A 16,956-nucleotide genomic window follows, 5' to 3' on the forward strand; every position below is an offset into this window, starting at 1 on the left:
CTAGGGTGGCGCTGTGAATTCCGAGACCGCCACCGCAACGCCGCCGACGTCCGAGCCGACGCCGCCCGCCGAGCGCTCGGCGTCCCGGATGCGCACCGCGCTGACGATGGTGGCGGCCGTCGCCGCGATCGTCGCGCTGGCGGCCGCGCTGTGGTTCGGCGTCGGCTGGGTGCGCGCGGCCTTCTTCACCGACGGCCCGCGCGCGGCCGCTCGCGACGCCGCCCTGGACGGGGCCCGGCAGGCCGCCATCAACATCACCACGATGAAGCTCGACGATGTGGACGGCTCGCTGGCCACGGCCCGCTCGTCGATGACCGGCGATCTGCTCGACACCGCGAACAAGAACAAGGACCAGATGAAACAGCGCGCGGTCGCGGGCGGGGTCAACTCCGAGGCCAAGGTCCTCAGCGCCGCCGTCACCGAGCTGAACAGCGAGCGCGACCACGCCGCGACGCTGGTCGTGCTCGAGGTCGACTCGTCCGGGCCCGGAAAGCCGTCGGACCGGCTGCGTTTCACCTGGGCGATCGACATGGTCAAGTCCGGTGACACCTGGAAGGCCGAGCAGGTGCAGACCGTCGCCGAGCCGGTGCCGCTGGACTCCATGGCACCCGCGGCCCCGGGGACGCCCGCGCCGTCCCCGACCCCCGGACCCGCGCCGAAGCCGGGATCGTAGGAGGGCACCGAGATGGAATCGCGCCGACCGATCAATCGGGTCTCCTCCCGTCGCCGTCCCGCGGCCGGGACCGCACCCGCCACGAAGACCACCACCCGGCGGGTCGCCGGACGTCCGAACACCACCGACAAGCAGCGGGCCGCGGCTCGCGCCACCGAGCACGCCGAGACCCGGACTCGGCGGCGGCTGCCCCGGCTCCGCCCGGGCGGCGGATCCGCGCAGTGGCGACCGGCGAGCCTGCTCACGGTGGCCGCGCTGCTGCTGGCCGCGTTCGCGGTCACCGCCGCCTTCCGTCCCGGGGTGGACGATTCGAATCGGGCGTTTCTCGACAATTCCGAAACCGAGCGGGTCAAGGCGGCGGCCGCACAGGTGCTGAGCACCGTGTACGGCACCGACGCCAAGAATCTCGCGGGTTACAAGGACGCGGCCAAGCGCGTCCTGACCGGCAAGGCCCTCGCCGATTCGGACAAATATCTCGACACGGTCGTCCAGGCGGTCCAGCAGACCGGCACCAAGGCCGACATCCGGACCGACCCCATCGGTGTGACTTTGCTCACTCATGACCACGCCGAGGTGGTCGCGAACATGACCGTCGGACTGACCAAGGATGGTGCCGTGCAGCAGAGCGCGACGGGCCCGATCTTGGTCCGATTGGAGAAGGTCGGCGATCGCTGGCTGGCCAGTGATCTCCCCGATCGCTGAGGTCAGCGGGAGAATTGCCAGCGCCACAGGCGATCTCGGGGCGCCGTGGGCGGCCCCGCCACTTGACGAGTCTCGTCCGACCCGTCACGCTATTCACAACAGCGGCAGCTGTCACAGGGTCGAGTGCCCCGGTTGAGACGCAGCCGGCGAGTCCGAACGCAGCCAGCGGAAACGGGCTCGGCGCGCCAACCGTTTGAAACTCGACTCGGGTGGTACTTTGACACCCCACGTCTAGGGGTGTAGGTTTGGACGTTGCGCTGGCTGCCTCCTGTCCATACCTTGATCGCACTACGAAAGTTCCACCGCCGAGGTGTTACTTCCGTTTTTTGCTGTTCGGGTTTCGTGCGGGGTGTGACCAGCGGAACTCGTAGCAAAGACAAGCGACGGTCGCGGACCACCACGCGACGCGCGTGAGGTGCTGGAAGGACGCATCTTGGCAGTCTCCACCCAGACCAAGGCCGGTATCCCCGGAGCCCCGAAGCGGGTGTCTTTCGCGAAGATCCGTGAGCCTCTCGAGGTTCCGGGTCTTCTCGATCTACAGACCGACTCGTTCGCCTGGCTGATCGGTTCGCCGGAGTGGCGGGAGAAGGCGATCGCCCGTGGCGACGTCAATCCGGTCGGCGGCCTCGAGGAGGTGCTCGAGGAGCTCTCGCCGATCGAGGACTTCTCGGGATCGATGTCCCTGTCCTTCTCCGATCCGCGCTTCGAAGAGGTCAAGGCCTCCATCGAGGAGTGCAAGGACAAGGACATGACCTACGCGGCGCCGTTGTTCGTCACCGCGGAGTTCATCAACAACAACACCGGTGAGATCAAGTCCCAGACGGTCTTCATGGGTGACTTCCCGATGATGACCGACAAGGGCACGTTCATCATCAACGGCACCGAGCGCGTCGTCGTCTCGCAGCTGGTCCGCTCGCCGGGCGTCTACTTCGACGAGACCATCGACAAGGGCACCGAGAAGACGCTGCACAGCGTGCGCGTGATCCCGTCCCGTGGCGCGTGGCTGGAGTTCGACGTCGACAAGCGCGACACCGTCGGCGTGCGCATCGATCGCAAGCGCCGCCAGCCGGTCACCGTGCTGCTCAAGGCGCTCGGCATGACCACCGAGGAGATCGTCGACCGGTTCGGCTTCTCCGAGATCATGATGTCGACGCTGGAGAAGGACAACACCGCCGGTCAGGACGAGGCGCTGCTGGACATCTACCGCAAGCTGCGTCCGGGCGAGCCGCCGACCAAGGAGTCCGCGCAGACCCTGCTGGAGAACCTGTTCTTCAAGGAGAAGCGCTACGACCTCGCGCGCGTCGGTCGCTACAAGGTCAACAAGAAGCTGGGCCTGCACCCGGGTGAGCCGATCGTCGGCTCGGTGCTGACCCGCGACGACATCGTCACCACCATCGAGTACCTGGTCCGCCTGCACCAGGGCGACAAGCTCATGACCGCCCCGGGCGGCGTGGAGGTGCCGGTCGAGGTCGACGACATCGACCACTTCGGCAACCGTCGCCTGCGCACCGTCGGCGAGCTGATCCAGAACCAGATCCGGGTCGGCCTGTCGCGCATGGAGCGCGTCGTTCGCGAGCGCATGACCACCCAGGACGTCGAGGCGATCACGCCGCAGACCCTGATCAACATCCGTCCCGTCGTGGCGGCGATCAAGGAGTTCTTCGGCACCTCGCAGCTGTCGCAGTTCATGGACCAGAACAACCCGCTGTCGGGTCTGACCCACAAGCGCCGCCTCTCGGCGCTGGGCCCGGGTGGTCTGTCTCGTGAGCGCGCCGGTCTGGAAGTCCGCGACGTGCACCCCTCGCACTACGGCCGCATGTGCCCGATCGAGACCCCGGAAGGCCCGAACATCGGCCTGATCGGCTCGCTGTCGGTATACGCGCGGGTCAACCCGTTCGGCTTCATCGAGACGCCGTACCGCAAGGTCGTCGAGGGCCGGGTCACCGACGAGGTCGTGTACCTGACCGCCGACGAGGAGGACCGCCACATCCGCGCCCAGGCGAACTCGCCGGTCGACGCGGACGGCTTCTTCATCGAGGACCGCGTCCTCGCCCGCCGCGGCAACGAGGAGAACGAGCTCGTCCCCGCGACGGCCGTGGACTACATGGACGTCTCGCCGCGCCAGATGGTGTCGGTGGCGACCGCCATGATTCCGTTCCTCGAGCACGACGACGCCAACCGTGCCCTCATGGGTGCGAACATGCAGCGTCAGGCCGTGCCGCTGATCCGTTCCGAGGCGCCGCTGGTCGGCACCGGCATGGAGCTGCGTGCCGCGGTCGACGCCGGTGACGTGGTCGTCAACGAGAAGCCCGGTGTGGTGGAAGAGGTTTCGGCCGACTACATCACCGTCATGCACGACGACGGCACCCGCCGCTCGTATCGGATGCGCAAGTTCGCTCGCTCCAACCAGGGCACCTGTGCCAACCAGCGTCCGATCGTGGACGAGGGTCAGCGGGTGGAGAAGGGCCAGGTTCTGGCCGACGGGCCGTGCACCGAGAACGGTGAGATGGCGCTCGGTAAGAACCTGCTCGTGGCGGTCATGCCGTGGGAGGGCCACAACTACGAGGACGCGATCATCCTGTCGCAGCGCCTCGTGGAGGAGGACGTGCTGACCTCGATCCACATCGAGGAGCACGAGATCGACGCCCGCGACACCAAGCTCGGTGCCGAGGAGATCACCCGCGACATCCCCAACGTCTCCGACGAGGTGCTGGCCGATCTGGACGAGCGCGGCATCGTGCGCATCGGTGCCGAGGTCCGCGACGGTGACATCCTGGTCGGTAAGGTGACCCCGAAGGGTGAGACCGAGCTGACCCCGGAGGAGCGGCTGCTGCGCGCGATCTTCGGTGAGAAGGCGCGCGAGGTGCGCGACACCTCGCTGAAGGTGCCCCACGGTGAGTCGGGCAAGGTCATCGGCATCCGGGTGTTCTCCCGCGAGGACGACGACGATCTGCCGCCGGGTGTGAACGAGCTGGTCCGGGTGTATGTGGCGCAGAAGCGCAAGATCCAGGACGGTGACAAGCTCGCCGGTCGCCACGGCAACAAGGGCGTCATCGGCAAGATCCTCCCGAAGGAGGACATGCCGTTCCTGCCCGACGGCACCCCGGTCGACATCATCCTCAACACCCACGGTGTGCCGCGTCGTATGAACATCGGCCAGATCCTGGAGACCCACCTGGGGTGGATCGCCAAGAGCGGCTGGCAGGTCGAGGGATCTCCGGAGTGGGCGAAGAACCTGCCCGAGGAGATGATCGGCCAGCCCGCCGACACCAACATCGCGACCCCGGTGTTCGACGGTGCGCAGGAGGAGGAGCTGACGGGTCTGCTCGGCTCGACGCTCCCGAACCGCGACGGCGAGACCATGGTCAACGCCGACGGCAAGGCGGTGCTGTTCGACGGCCGCTCCGGCGAGCCGTTCCCGTACCCGGTGGCGGTCGGCTACATGTACATCCTGAAGCTGCACCACCTGGTCGACGACAAGATCCACGCGCGCTCGACCGGCCCGTACTCGATGATCACCCAGCAGCCGCTCGGTGGTAAGGCGCAGTTCGGTGGTCAGCGCTTCGGTGAGATGGAATGTTGGGCCATGCAGGCCTACGGCGCCGCCTACACCCTGCAGGAACTGCTCACCATCAAGTCCGACGACGTGGTGGGCCGCGTCAAGGTGTACGAGGCGATCGTCAAGGGCGAGAACATCCCCGAGCCGGGCATTCCGGAGTCGTTCAAGGTTCTGCTCAAGGAACTCCAGTCCCTGTGCCTGAACGTCGAGGTGCTGTCGTCCGACGGCGCCGCGATCGAACTACGCGAGGGTGAGGACGAGGATCTCGAGCGCGCCGCGGCGAACCTGGGAATCAACCTGTCCCGCAACGAGGCTGCGACGGTCGACGACCTGGCGCAGTGAGCCGATTCGGTCCGGGCCACCGAGTTCTCCTCAGTGGCCCGGGCAACCCCCACTAGCGAATTTTGCTCAAAACTCAACCCGAACAGGGGAAAGGAAGTTACGTGCTAGACGTCAACTTCTTCGATGAACTCCGGATCGGCCTGGCCACCGCCGAAGACATCCGTAACTGGTCCTACGGAGAGGTCAAGAAGCCGGAGACCATCAATTACCGCACGCTCAAGCCGGAGAAGGACGGCTTGTTCTGCGAGAAGATCTTCGGTCCCACCCGGGACTGGGAGTGCTACTGCGGCAAGTACAAGCGCGTGCGCTTCAAGGGCATCATCTGCGAGCGCTGCGGCGTCGAGGTGACCCGTGCCAAGGTGCGCCGTGAGCGGATGGGCCACATCGAGCTGGCCGCGCCGGTCACCCACATCTGGTACTTCAAGGGCGTTCCGTCGCGCCTGGGCTATCTGCTCGACCTGGCGCCGAAGGATCTCGAGAAGATCATCTACTTCGCCGCCTACGTCATCACCACCGTGGACGACGAGCTGCGCCACAACGAGCTGTCCACGCTCGAGGCGGAGATGGAGGTCGAGAAGAAGGCGGTCGCCGATCAGCGCGACGCCGACCTCGAGGCCCGCGCCCAGAAGCTCGAGGCCGACCTGGCCGAGCTGGAGGCCGAGGGCGCCAAGTCCGACGTCCGCCGCAAGGTCAAGGACGGCGGCGAGCGCGAGATGCGCCAGCTCCGCGACCGCGCCCAGCGCGAGCTGGACCGGCTCGACGAGATCTGGAACACCTTCACCAAGCTGGCCCCCAAGCAGCTGATCGTGGACGAGGTCCTCTACCGCGAGCTGCAGGACCGCTACGGCGAGTACTTCACCGGTGCCATGGGTGCCGAGGCGATCCAGAAGCTCATGGAGAACTTCGACATCGAGGCCGAGGCGGAGAACCTGCGCGAGGTGATCCGGACGGGCAAGGGGCAGAAGAAGCTTCGTGCCCTCAAGCGCCTGAAGGTCGTCGCCGCGTTCCAGTCCAACGGCAACTCGCCGATGGGCATGGTGCTCGACGCCGTGCCGGTGATCCCGCCGGAGCTGCGGCCGATGGTGCAGCTGGACGGTGGCCGCTTCGCGACCTCCGACCTCAACGACCTGTACCGCCGCGTCATCAACCGCAACAACCGCCTCAAGCGACTGATCGATCTGGGCGCGCCCGAGATCATCGTCAACAACGAGAAGCGGATGCTGCAGGAGTCGGTGGACGCCCTGTTCGACAACGGCCGGCGCGGCCGTCCGGTCACCGGTCCGGGCAACCGTCCGCTGAAGTCGCTGTCGGATCTGCTCAAGGGCAAGCAGGGTCGCTTCCGTCAGAACCTGCTCGGTAAGCGCGTCGACTACTCGGGCCGTTCGGTCATCGTCGTCGGTCCGCAGCTGAAGCTGCACCAGTGCGGTCTGCCGAAGCTGATGGCGCTCGAGCTGTTCAAGCCGTTCGTCATGAAGCGGCTGGTCGACCTGAACCACGCGCAGAACATCAAGTCCGCCAAGCGGATGGTCGAGCGGCAGCGGCCGCAGGTGTGGGACGTCCTCGAAGAGGTCATCGCCGAGCACCCCGTGCTGCTGAACCGCGCGCCCACCCTGCACCGGCTGGGCATCCAGGCCTTCGAGCCGCTGCTGGTCGAGGGCAAGGCGATCCAGCTGCACCCGCTGGTCTGTGAGGCCTTCAACGCCGACTTCGACGGTGACCAGATGGCCGTGCACCTGCCGCTGTCGGCGGAGGCACAGGCCGAGGCCCGCATCCTGATGCTGTCGTCGAACAACATCCTGTCCCCGGCGTCCGGCCGCCCGCTGGCAATGCCCCGTCTGGACATGGTGACCGGCCTGTACTACCTGACCCGCCTGGAAGAGGGCGCCAAGGGCGAGTACCGTCCGGCCACCAAGGACTCCCCGGAGTTCGGCGTGTACTCCTCGCCGGCCGAGGCCCAGATGGCCGTCGACCGCGGTGAGCTCACCGTGCGTTCGCGGATCAAGGTGCGCCTGACCGATCAGCGACCGCCGAAGCACGTCGAGGCCGAGCTGTTCCCGGAGGGCTGGACCCGCGGCGATGCCTGGACCACGATCACCACGCTGGGCCGGGTCATCTTCAACGAGCTGCTCCCGGCGGACTACGCGTTCATCGACGAGCAGATGCCGAAGAAGCGTCAGGCCGCGATCATCAACGATCTGGCCGAGCGCTACCCGATGATCGTGGTCGCGCAGACCGTCGACAAGCTCAAGGACGCCGGTTTCTACTGGGCCACCCGGTCCGGTGTCACCGTCTCCATGTCGGACGTTCTGGTTCCGCCGGAGAAGACCGAGATCATGGAGCGCTACGAGGCGCAGTCGGATCAGATCGAGAAGAAGTACCAGCGCGGTGCGCTCGATCACCAGGAGCGCAACAACGCCCTGGTCAAGATCTGGCAGGAGGCCACCGAAGAGGTCGGTAAGGCGCTGCGCGCGCACTACCCGGCCGACAACCCGATCATCACGATCGTCGATTCGGGCGCCACGGGTAACTTCACCCAGACTCGTACCCTCGCGGGCATGAAGGGTCTGGTGACCAACCCGAAGGGTGAGTTCATCCCGCGGCCGATCAAGTCCTCGTTCCGCGAGGGCCTGACGGTGCTGGAGTACTTCATCAACACCCACGGTGCGCGAAAGGGTCTGGCCGACACCGCGCTTCGCACCGCCGACTCGGGTTACCTGACCCGTCGTCTGGTGGACGTGTCGCAGGACGTCATCGTGCGCGAGACCGACTGTGGCACCGAGCGCGGCATCGTGGTGCACATCGCCGAGCGCCAGCCCGACGGCTCGCTCATCCGCGACCCGCACGTCGAGACCAGCACCTACGCCCGCACCGCGGCGGTCGACATCGTCGACGCGGGCGGCAACGTGGTGGTGGAGAAGGGTCACGACATCGGCGACCCGGCCATCGACGCGCTGCTCGAGGCGGGTGTCACCGAGGTCAAGGTCCGCTCGGTGCTGACCTGCACCTCGGCCACCGGTGTGTGTGCCATGTGCTACGGCCGCTCGATGGCGACCGGCAAACTGGTCGACGTGGGCGAGGCCGTCGGTATCGTCGCCGCCCAGTCCATCGGTGAGCCCGGTACCCAGCTGACCATGCGTACCTTCCACCAGGGTGGTGTCGCCGGTGACGACATCACCGGTGGTCTGCCCCGCGTGCAGGAGCTGTTCGAGGCTCGTGTGCCCAAGGGCAAGGCCCCCATCGCGGAGGTCTCGGGTCGCGTGCGGCTGGAGGACGACGACCGCTTCTACAAGATCACCATCATTCCGGACGACGGTTCGGAAGAGGTGCTCTACGACAAGCTGTCGAAGCGTCAGCGCCTGCGGGTGTTCAAGCACGAGGACGGCTCCGAGCGCCTGCTCGCCGACGGCGACCACGTCGAGGTCGGCCAGCAGCTGCTGGAGGGTTCGGCCGATCCGCACGAGGTGCTGCGCGTGATGGGTCCGCGTCAGGTGCAGGTCCACCTGGTCCACGAGGTCCAGGAGGTCTACCGGTCGCAGGGTGTGTCCATCCACGACAAGCACATCGAGGTCATCGTCCGCCAGATGCTGCGGCGTGTCACGATCATCGACTCGGGTGCGACGGAGTTCCTGCCCGGTTCGCTGGTCGAGCGCGCCGAGTTCGAGGCCTCGAACCGTCGCGTGGTAGCCGAGGGCGGCGAGCCGGCCTCGGGTCGCCCGGTCCTGATGGGTATCACCAAGGCCTCGCTGGCCACCGACTCGTGGCTGTCGGCGGCGTCCTTCCAGGAAACGACTCGTGTCTTGACCGACGCGGCCATCAACTGCCGCTCCGACAAGCTGATCGGCCTGAAGGAAAACGTCATCATCGGCAAGCTGATCCCGGCCGGTACCGGCATCAACCGCTACCGCAACATCCAGGTTCAGCCCACCGAGGAGGCCCGCGCCGCGGCCTACGCCGTCCCGTCCTACGACGACACCTACTACACCCCGGACGGCTTCGGCACCACCACCGGTGCCGCGGTCCCGCTGGACGATTACGGCTTCAGCGATTACCGGTAATCGGTAGGTAGGCAAACGCTTTCGGCCCCCGCTCCGAGTTTGGGAGCGGGGGCCGAGGTGTGTTCGGCGGAGTGTCGGCTCCTGGCGGGTTGTCGGTACCCCCGACTAGGGTGCAACGAGCCGGGCCGTTGCCCGGCATCGACGAAGAAGGGGGATCGACCGATGAACGACGCGACGATGAAGAACCGTCTGCGCGGGTTGGAGACATTCGCCCAGACGACCGCGGTGGACCTGGCCGATATCAAGGCCACGCTGGCCGACCACCGCCACATCCTCGACGGGCACACGCAGAAACTCGATGAGCACTCGCGCAAGCTCGACGGGCACACGCAGAAACTCGATGAGCACTCGCGCAAGCTCGATGAGCACACGCAGAAACTCGATGAGCACTCGCGCAAGCTCGACGAGCACTCGCATAAGCTCGATGAGCTCAAACAGGTAGGGGACGAGCGCCACGCGGCATTACTGGCCAAGTTCGACGAGTTCGAGCGAATCGGAGATGCTCGCCATAGGGCGACGATGGACAGAATCGCTGAGTTGGAACGGATAGGCGACACTCGTCATACGGCGACGACCAAGATGCTCCAAGAAGTGCTCGACCGGCTCCGCTGAGCGTTCGACAGCTCCGTTGGCCCCGGTTCGCCTGCGGCCGGGGCCAACGGCCTGCGATGTCACGATCGACCGGGCTCGGTCTCGACGGTCTCCGGTTCGCCCGCTCGGACGATCACCAGCCCGGCGAGAATCAGTGTGCCGCCGAGGAATTGGATGGGGGTGGGGGCCTCGGCGAGGAGGAGCCAGGCGAAGCCGATGGCGGCGAGGACCTCGGTGAGGGCTATGAAGGAGGCCAGGCGGGAGCCGAGGCGGCGGGTGGCGGCTATGCCGGAGGCGTAGGAGAGGGCGGCGGTGACGATGCCGAGGGTCAGGAGAGGGAGCCACAGGGGAGTGGTGAAGTGGGCGTAGGGGACCGGGGTGGTGGTCGCGCGCAGGGGGACGATGCCCACGGTGCCCGCCAGGAGGAGGGTGAGGCCGCCGATCAGGAGGGCGCCGGTGGCCAGCACGGTTCCGGGGAGGCCGTCGCCGCCGCGGGCGGAGAGGACGAAATAGGTTGCGGCGCCGAGCATTGCGGCCAGGGCCCAGACGATGCCGATCCAGTTGGCGCCGATGCCCGAGCGTAGGTTCAGGACCAGGAACAGGCCCGCGATGCCCAGCAGTCCGCCGAAAATCGTTGCGCGGCTGGGGCGTTGGCCTCGGGTCAGCCAGAGCCAGGCAATGACCGCGATGGGGGCGGTGTATTCGATCAGCAGGGCCGCGCCGACCTGCATGTGGGCGACCGCGTTGAAGTAGGCCAGCTGGGTGCCCGCCACGGCGGTCAGGCCGTAGGCGGTGATCAAACCGGCGTTGCGGCGCAACAGATTCCAATGACCGCGGAGTTGTCGCAGCGCGAGCGGGAGCAGCGCGGCGGCGCCCACCAGCACCCGCACCGCGACGACCGCCGCCGCGCTCCACCCCGCGTCCATCAGTCCGTGTGCGAGCGCCCCGGACAGGCCGAAGGACGATGCCGACAGCAGTGCGAAGAGCAAACCGGTGCGCAACCGGCTCGATGCCGAGGTGTCATGTGTCATCGTCGCCATGACTCATTACGCTAGGGAGTGCGATGTAATATGTCAACGTGCATTTTGCCCATGACACGATCGCCGCGCTGGCCGCCGCGGTGGAGTTGGTCAACTCCGCCGTCGAGCCGGATACGATGACCGAAATCGCCCACCTGGACGCGTTTTTCGACAAGCACGGGTACACGGGTGCACATACGCGCGACGCCGAGGAGCTGGCGGCGGTCCGCGCCCTGCGCACCCCGCTGCGCCGCATGCTGACCAGCGACCGCGACACCACCGTCCACCTGATCAACCAAACCCTCGCCACCCACCGCGCCCTACCGCAATTGGTCCGCCACGGCGACGTCGACTACCACATCCACGCCGTGCCCCCGGACGCCTCGCTGGCCGTCCGCATCGCCGTCGAAACCGCCATGGCCCTGATCGACCTGGTCCGCGACGACGAACTCACCCGCCTCGCCATCTGCGCCGACACCACCTGCGACGGCATAGTCCTCGACCTGTCCCGCAACCGCTCCCGCCGCTACTGCAGCACCACCTGTGGCAACCGCAACGCGGTAGCGGCCTACCGCGCCCGCCGCAAAGGGGACGACTGACCCACCCGGTCCGGCCGTGGACAACGCCGTCGCATCCGAGTATGAAAATTAGAACATGTTTCAATCCGGATGGGAGTGGTGATGGGCGACGTGGCGCTGGGGGAAATGGTGATGGCCGGGTTCAAGAAGTTGGGGTTCATTCGGTTTGCTGGGATCGAGGGGGTGGAGTATCGGCCGGGGCGGAATGTGGTGACGATGGTGGCCGGGCCGGAGCATTTGAATCACAACGGGGATCTGCACGCGGCGATGTTGTTCGGGTTGGCGGAGACCGCGGCGATGGGGGCGGCGGTGTCGGGGATCGTGGATTTGATGGGGGAGACGTTTGTTGTGGCGCGCGATGGGCGGATCGAATATCTCGCGCGGGCCAAGGGGGCGGCGGGGGCGTTCTCGGCGACCTCGGAACTGGCCGAGGCGCAGGTCGAGCGGATGCGGGCCGATATTCAGGCCCGCATTCCGATCGAGTTCGCGCTGCCGGTGCGGATCACCGATGGCACCGGAAAGCTTGTGGCTACGGCCGAATTCACCGCGGTGCTTCGACCGCGGCGGCGATGAGGCCGTTCACCGATTCCAGCGCGGAGTCGAGGGCGGGCTGGCCGCCGCTGGCGTAGAGACCGGCGGCGGCGCCGATCAGGCCGCCCAGCACCGTCGTGATGGGCACGGTGATGAAGTCGAGGATGAACAGGCCCGCGGGGAAACCGAGCACGAATCCGACGGCCGCGCCGATCGCGGCGCCGGTCGCGACCGCGGGTAGATTGGCCTGCACCAGGTCGAACAGTCGCCGCTGCGCATCGATATCGCGCAGCGGTGCGGCCGTCTCGCCGGCCGGGGTGAGGGTCAGCCGCCGACCGGCTTCGTCGATCACCGGTGCCAACTCGACGCGCTTGCCCGCGATGTCGTAGCGCAGCGGCAGGTTCGCGATCGTCTGCCCCGAATCATCGGTCACCGCAATCGATTGCGCGTCCCAGGTGGCCAGGAACCGCCCCGTCGCGATGGTGCCGACCGCGGCGCGGTTGTCGGCGCTCACCGCGACCCGATAGCCGACGCCGTGATCGATGCCGTTCACCTCGACCGCCGGACGCTCTGCCGGTGCGGGCTCGGCCGCCGCGACGCCCGCGGCTCCCAGCACCACACTCACGCAGAGCCCAGCCGTCGCAATGATTTTCGTGATCCTCATCCGCATCTTTCGCGTCCGTCCCGGCACACTCGGCATTTCGAACGAACCTACCCGCTGCGCCCGCTGATCAGAAGTGTTGTGGGGCGGCGCATATGGGAAATCGGGAGTTCCCGGCGGGCCCGCCGGATGCGCATCCGCCGCTGCCCCCTGACGCCCCGGGAATCACCGCGCGCTGTCGAGCACGGCCATCTGATCGGCCGCATACCGATCACCGGCCACCCCGTCGGCCGGAACGGCGGCCAGCTCCGCGTCCGACAAGCGCATTCCCAGGGCCGCAACGCTTCGGCCCACGGGAGAGATCGCGTATCGGGGGAGCGCCGGTCCCTGGCTCCGCGCGCGGGCCGGGAGCACAGTGGAGGCATGGACCGTCCCGAGCTTGCCGATTTCCTGCGCCGACGCCGTGAGCAGCTGCAACCGTCGGATGTGGGACTGCTGCCGGGCGTGCGCCGCCGCACCCCCGGCCTGCGGCGCGACGAGGTGGCGCTGCTCGCGGGCATGTCGGCCGACTACTACACCCGCCTCGAGCAGTCCCGCGGCCCGAACCCGTCGGTGCAGGTGCTGAGCTCGCTGGCCCGGGCGCTGCGGCTCACCGACGACGAGCGCGACCACCTGTACCATCTGTGCGGCCACCCCGCCCCCACCCGCGGCGGCGACCGCCACGTCGGCCCGGGCCTGCTGTACCTGCTGCACAAACTCGACGACACCCCGGCCTGCGTGGTGTCGGATCTGGGCGAGATCCTGGTGCAGAACCGGATGCACGTCCTGCTGCTGGGTGACGCCTCGGTCCATACCGGGCTGGATCGCTACCTGATGTGGCGCTGGTTCACCCAGTCCGGGGAGCGCACCAGGTTCTCCGACGAGGACTGGAACCGCCTGACCCGCAAGCACGTTGCCGATCTGCGCGCCACCGCCGCTCGCCGGGCGGGCGATCCGGACGTGACCGAGCTGGTGACCCGATTGCGCGCCGCCAGTCCGGAATTCGAGCGGCTGTGGACCGAACACGAAGTGGCCGTTCGACTCAGCGACGCCAAACGCATCAACCACCCGCGGGTCGGCCTGCTCGACCTGGTCTGCGAGACCCTGATCACGCCGACCGCCACCCAGAATCTGCTGGTCTACTATCCGCGCCCCGGCTCCGACGCACAGGACAAGCTGGATCTGTTGCGTGTCATAGGAACCCAGTCCATGCCCGGCGAACCCGATTCGGAGACAGCTCCTTCCGAACCGCGCTGATCGCGACGCGGCTCACCCGTGGTCGCCGCCCAGTCGGCGTCGCCGCGGCTTCAGCCGCAGATTCGGCAGCGGCGGCGCCGGAATACGCTGCTCCGGCGGGTGTCCCGCGATATCGGCGAAGCGGCCGAGATCGCGTTTCTCCCAGTCGTTTCGCGCCGCATCGATCTCGTCGTGACTGCGCCCCACGAAGTTCCACCACATGACCAGGTCCTCGCCGAACGGCTCCCCGCCGATGAGCACCGCATGCGCGCCGCCCACGCTGGACAGCCGCAGCTCGTCGCGGTCGCTGCCCAGATACAGCAGCGGTCCGGACGTCACGGTCGTACCGGCCACCGAAAGCTCACCCGCCAGCACCAGGACGGCATGCTCGAATTCGGTTGTCAGCGGCAGCGTTACGTCCGCGCCCGGTGCGACGGCCAGATCGGCCCCCACGAGCGGGGTGTAGGCGACGGCGGGCGAGCGCACCCCGCCCAGCGCGCCGATGAGCACCCGCGCCCGCAGGCCGGGCGACTCCAGCATCGGCAGCTCGCGATGCTGTTCGAAATGCGGCTCGATCCAGCGCTGTTCATCGGGCAGCGCGATCCAGAACTGCAGCCCGTGCCCCGCGGGCGCACCCGCCACGGTGTACTCCGAATGCGCGATGCCGCGCCCGGAGGTCATCAGATTCAGTTGGCCCGGTTCGATCTCCACATCCGACCCCACGCTGTCGCGATGCCGGATCCGACCCTCGAACGGCCAGGTGACGGTCTGCAGTCCGATATGCGGATGTGGATCGATATTCGGCGGCAGCTCCGGGCTCGGCGCCTGTGACCCGAAGTGATCGAGGAAGCACCACGCCCCCACCGTCGGCAGATCCCGTTGCGGCAGTACGCGTTCCACGGTCACGCCGCGCACCCCGCCCAGGGGCACCTCGCGTGCGGGATAGAACTCCGCGCGCGGCCCGGGCGCGGGGGATGCCTCGCACACCGCCGCGTCCGGATCGCGCTCCAGATCACTCACCGGCGGAGCTCATCGCTGAATGCCCTTGCCGACCACATGTTCATCGTATTGCGGATGCTTGTCCAGCCAGCTCTTGATGAACGGGCAGCGCGGCACGATGGCCCGCCCGCGCGCGATCGCGTCCTCGATGGCGTCGTGCGCCAGCACCCCGCCGAGTCCCTTGCCGCTGAATTCGGTGTCGACCTCGGTGTGGATGAAGACGGTGTCGTCGTCGCGCTCCCGGTACTCGGCGAATCCGGCCAGCTTGTCGCCGTACCACACCTCGTAGCGGTGCTGCGCGTCGTTACGGACGACGGCTGCTGTCACAGCCTGCTCGGTCATTGGTTCAGTTCTCCTTCCGCGCCCGCACCGGATGCCTGCTCATGATCGACACGCGATTGAATGCACCGATGGTCGTCGCGACCCAGATGACGACGGATACCTGATCATCCGACATGTGTTGTCGCGCAAGAGCATACTCACGCGCGAGGGTTTGCTCATCCGGTAGCGCGGTGGTCAGCTCGGCCAGCGTCAGCGCGGCCCGCTGCAGCGGGGTGTAGAGCTCCGAGCGCCGCCAGGCGTCCAGAACATCCAGTTGCTGCTGAGTGACTCCCGCCGCCACCGCCGCCCGGGTGTGCTGGTTCAGGCAGGACGGGCAGCCGTTGAGCTGGGAGACGCGAACATTGATCAGTTCGACCAGCGCGCGGTCCAATCCGGCCGCCTCGGCGGCGGTGCGGACGGCCAGCGCCACGCCGCCCAGGGCACGGTAGGGTGCGGGACTCTGCTTATCGATCCAGATGCGGGCGTCGGGCGGGGGCGATTGCATAGCGGACGAATCGTAACCGGGCCGGGAACTTTCAGTGTTCCTCGCGCATCCGGCGCACGACCTCGCCCAGGCCGTCGCCGAGGGCCGCGAGCTGTTCGGGCGACAGCGCATCGATGAACAATTCGCGCACGGTCGCCACATGTCCGGGCGCGGCCTGCTCCAGCTTGTGCTGCCCGGCCTCGGTCAGCACCGCGTACACCGCGCGCATATCGGTGGGACAGGACCGCCGCCGCACCAGCCCCGCCTGTTCGAGCCGATCGATCTGATAGGTCAGCTTGCTCTTGGAGTTGAGCAGCGTGCTGGCCAACTCGCTCATGCGCAGCTCGCGGCCGGGTGCGGTGGAGAGCCGGACCAGAATGGCGTACTGCAGATGCGAGAGCCCGGCATCGCGTTCCAGCTGCTGATCGAGGCGCCGATTGAGGAGGGGCCAGGCCGTGATGAAGGCCAGCCAAGCGCGCTGCTCGGTTTCGTTCAGCCAGCGCGGAACGCTCATAGGGGGAGGTTACCGCGTGTTGTTCTGGTTGGAATAACTTCACGACATCTTCAGTTCAAAGTTGAACGAAGCGTCCTCGGACATCGGAGCAGCGATGACAGCTACGGCCACGGTGCGCACCCGCGTGCGCATTCCGCTCACCTTCGGTGACGGCTACGCCACCACCGCGGAGGCGGTCACCTTCGACGGACTCGCCGACGGGCGCGAACATCTGGCCCTGCTGCTCGGTGAGCGCCCGCTCGGCCGCACCCCGCTGATCCGGCTGCATTCGGAGTGCCTGACCGGCGACGTCTTCGGATCGGCCCGCTGCGACTGCGGCCCGCAACTGCGCGAGGCGGTCGAGCGCATCAGCGGCTCCGGCGGCGTCCTGCTGTATCTGCGGCAGGAAGGCCGCGATATCGGGCTGTACAACAAGCTCGACGCCTACGCCCTGCAGGATCTGGGCCTGGACACCTACCAGGCCAATGCCGCGCTGGGCCTGCCCGAGGACGGTCGCGACTACCGCGCCGCCGCGCAGATGCTGACCGCGCTGGGCAGCACCGAGGTCGATCTGCTCACCAACAATCCGGACAAGCCGCGTCAGCTGCGCGCGCACGGCATCGCCGTGCGCCACACCGTGCCGACCGATGTCCACGCCACCCCGTCCAATCTGCGATATCTGCGCGCCAAGGCCGAGCACACCGGGCACACCATCCGGCTGATCGGCTGATCG

The 16,956-nt window shown here is 67.5% G+C and carries 15 protein-coding genes; 9 read left to right on the forward strand and 6 right to left on the reverse strand.

Annotation, left to right across the window (positions count from 1 at the left end; genetic code table 11):
• Window positions 1–13: 13 nt before the first annotated feature.
• The 5 genes from NDR87_RS24350 (at window position 14) to NDR87_RS24370 (ending at window position 9,943) form a co-directional block, all read left to right on the forward strand.
• Complete coding sequence (locus NDR87_RS24350; RefSeq protein WP_251912955.1) at window positions 14–673, forward strand: hypothetical protein; 660 nt, start codon at window positions 14–16, stop codon at window positions 671–673.
• A 12-nt stretch (window positions 674–685) separates the two neighbouring features.
• Window positions 686–1,375, forward strand: coding sequence for a hypothetical protein (locus tag NDR87_RS24355; RefSeq protein ID WP_251912956.1), 690 nt, complete (start codon window positions 686–688; stop codon window positions 1,373–1,375).
• A gap of 415 nt (window positions 1,376–1,790) precedes the next feature.
• Window positions 1,791–5,276, forward strand: a complete 3,486-nt coding sequence (locus NDR87_RS24360; protein ID WP_251912957.1) for a DNA-directed RNA polymerase subunit beta — start codon at window positions 1,791–1,793, stop codon at window positions 5,274–5,276.
• A gap of 101 nt (window positions 5,277–5,377) precedes the next feature.
• Window positions 5,378–9,331 (forward strand): DNA-directed RNA polymerase subunit beta', encoded by a 3,954-nt coding sequence (locus tag NDR87_RS24365; RefSeq protein WP_251912958.1) that lies wholly within the window; start codon window positions 5,378–5,380, stop codon window positions 9,329–9,331.
• A gap of 162 nt (window positions 9,332–9,493) precedes the next feature.
• A complete protein-coding gene (locus tag NDR87_RS24370) occupies window positions 9,494–9,943 on the forward strand; it encodes a hypothetical protein (protein WP_251912959.1) in 450 nt (149 codons plus the stop codon).
• A gap of 59 nt (window positions 9,944–10,002) precedes the next feature.
• Here NDR87_RS24370 and NDR87_RS24375 read toward each other — a convergent pair whose 3' ends face one another.
• Window positions 10,003–10,962, reverse strand: coding sequence for a DMT family transporter (locus NDR87_RS24375; RefSeq protein ID WP_251912960.1), 960 nt, complete (start codon window positions 10,960–10,962; stop codon window positions 10,003–10,005).
• Between the two features lie 38 nt (window positions 10,963–11,000).
• On the opposite strand from NDR87_RS24375, the gene NDR87_RS24380 reads away from it, so the two are divergent.
• Entirely contained in the window at window positions 11,001–11,540 is a 540-nt protein-coding gene (locus NDR87_RS24380; RefSeq protein ID WP_251912961.1) for a CGNR zinc finger domain-containing protein, read from the forward strand.
• An 81-nt stretch (window positions 11,541–11,621) separates the two neighbouring features.
• Complete coding sequence (locus NDR87_RS24385) at window positions 11,622–12,092, forward strand: PaaI family thioesterase (RefSeq protein WP_251912962.1); 471 nt, start codon at window positions 11,622–11,624, stop codon at window positions 12,090–12,092.
• Here NDR87_RS24385 and NDR87_RS24390 read toward each other — a convergent pair.
• The gene (locus NDR87_RS24390; RefSeq protein WP_251912963.1) at window positions 12,061–12,714 is read right to left on the reverse strand and encodes a hypothetical protein; all 654 of its coding nucleotides are present in this window, start codon (window positions 12,712–12,714) and stop codon (window positions 12,061–12,063) included. The two genes, NDR87_RS24385 and NDR87_RS24390, sit on opposite strands and share 32 nt — an antisense overlap.
• Window positions 12,715–13,074: 360 nt before the next feature.
• Between NDR87_RS24390 and NDR87_RS24395 the strand changes: the two genes are divergently transcribed.
• Window positions 13,075–13,947, forward strand: a complete 873-nt coding sequence (locus NDR87_RS24395) for a helix-turn-helix transcriptional regulator (protein WP_251912964.1) — start codon at window positions 13,075–13,077, stop codon at window positions 13,945–13,947.
• A 12-nt stretch (window positions 13,948–13,959) separates the two neighbouring features.
• Here NDR87_RS24395 and NDR87_RS24400 read toward each other — a convergent pair whose 3' ends face one another.
• The 4 genes from NDR87_RS24400 to NDR87_RS24415 are packed head-to-tail and all read right to left on the reverse strand — an operon-like array spanning window position 13,960 to window position 16,244.
• On the reverse strand, window positions 13,960–14,946 hold the full coding sequence (locus NDR87_RS24400) for a pirin family protein (protein ID WP_251912965.1): 987 nt from the start codon (window positions 14,944–14,946) through the stop codon (window positions 13,960–13,962).
• Window positions 14,947–14,955: 9 nt separating this feature from the next.
• The gene (locus NDR87_RS24405) at window positions 14,956–15,267 is read right to left on the reverse strand and encodes a GNAT family N-acetyltransferase (RefSeq protein ID WP_251912966.1); all 312 of its coding nucleotides are present in this window, start codon (window positions 15,265–15,267) and stop codon (window positions 14,956–14,958) included.
• 4 nt (window positions 15,268–15,271) lie between these two features.
• Entirely contained in the window at window positions 15,272–15,751 is a 480-nt protein-coding gene (locus NDR87_RS24410; RefSeq protein WP_251912967.1) for a carboxymuconolactone decarboxylase family protein, read from the reverse strand.
• 31 nt (window positions 15,752–15,782) lie between these two features.
• Entirely contained in the window at window positions 15,783–16,244 is a 462-nt protein-coding gene (locus tag NDR87_RS24415) for a MarR family winged helix-turn-helix transcriptional regulator (protein ID WP_251912968.1), read from the reverse strand.
• A 94-nt stretch (window positions 16,245–16,338) separates the two neighbouring features.
• Between NDR87_RS24415 and ribA the strand changes: the two genes are divergently transcribed.
• Window positions 16,339–16,953 (forward strand): GTP cyclohydrolase II, encoded by a 615-nt coding sequence (gene ribA, locus NDR87_RS24420; RefSeq protein WP_251912969.1) that lies wholly within the window; start codon window positions 16,339–16,341, stop codon window positions 16,951–16,953.
• Window positions 16,954–16,956: the final 3 nt, after the last annotated feature.

It is taken from the genome of Nocardia sp. CDC159 (assembly GCF_023740735.1).
Classification (GTDB): domain Bacteria; phylum Actinomycetota; class Actinomycetes; order Mycobacteriales; family Mycobacteriaceae; genus Nocardia; species Nocardia pulmonis.

Coding starts and splice junctions, on each gene's coding strand:
- NDR87_RS24375 (WP_251912960.1), bottom strand. CDS start 10,962: ATGGCGACGATGACACATGACACCTCGGCATCGAGCCGGTTGCGCACC.
- ribA (WP_251912969.1), top strand. CDS start 16,339: ATGACAGCTACGGCCACGGTGCGCACCCGCGTGCGCATTCCGCTCACC.
- NDR87_RS24355 (WP_251912956.1), top strand. CDS start 686: ATGGAATCGCGCCGACCGATCAATCGGGTCTCCTCCCGTCGCCGTCCC.
- NDR87_RS24390 (WP_251912963.1), bottom strand. CDS start 12,714: ATGAGGATCACGAAAATCATTGCGACGGCTGGGCTCTGCGTGAGTGTG.
- NDR87_RS24405 (WP_251912966.1), bottom strand. CDS start 15,267: ATGACCGAGCAGGCTGTGACAGCAGCCGTCGTCCGTAACGACGCGCAG.
- NDR87_RS24385 (WP_251912962.1), top strand. CDS start 11,622: ATGGGCGACGTGGCGCTGGGGGAAATGGTGATGGCCGGGTTCAAGAAG.
- NDR87_RS24415 (WP_251912968.1), bottom strand. CDS start 16,244: ATGAGCGTTCCGCGCTGGCTGAACGAAACCGAGCAGCGCGCTTGGCTG.
- NDR87_RS24410 (WP_251912967.1), bottom strand. CDS start 15,751: ATGCAATCGCCCCCGCCCGACGCCCGCATCTGGATCGATAAGCAGAGT.
- NDR87_RS24395 (WP_251912964.1), top strand. CDS start 13,075: ATGGACCGTCCCGAGCTTGCCGATTTCCTGCGCCGACGCCGTGAGCAG.
- NDR87_RS24370 (WP_251912959.1), top strand. CDS start 9,494: ATGAACGACGCGACGATGAAGAACCGTCTGCGCGGGTTGGAGACATTC.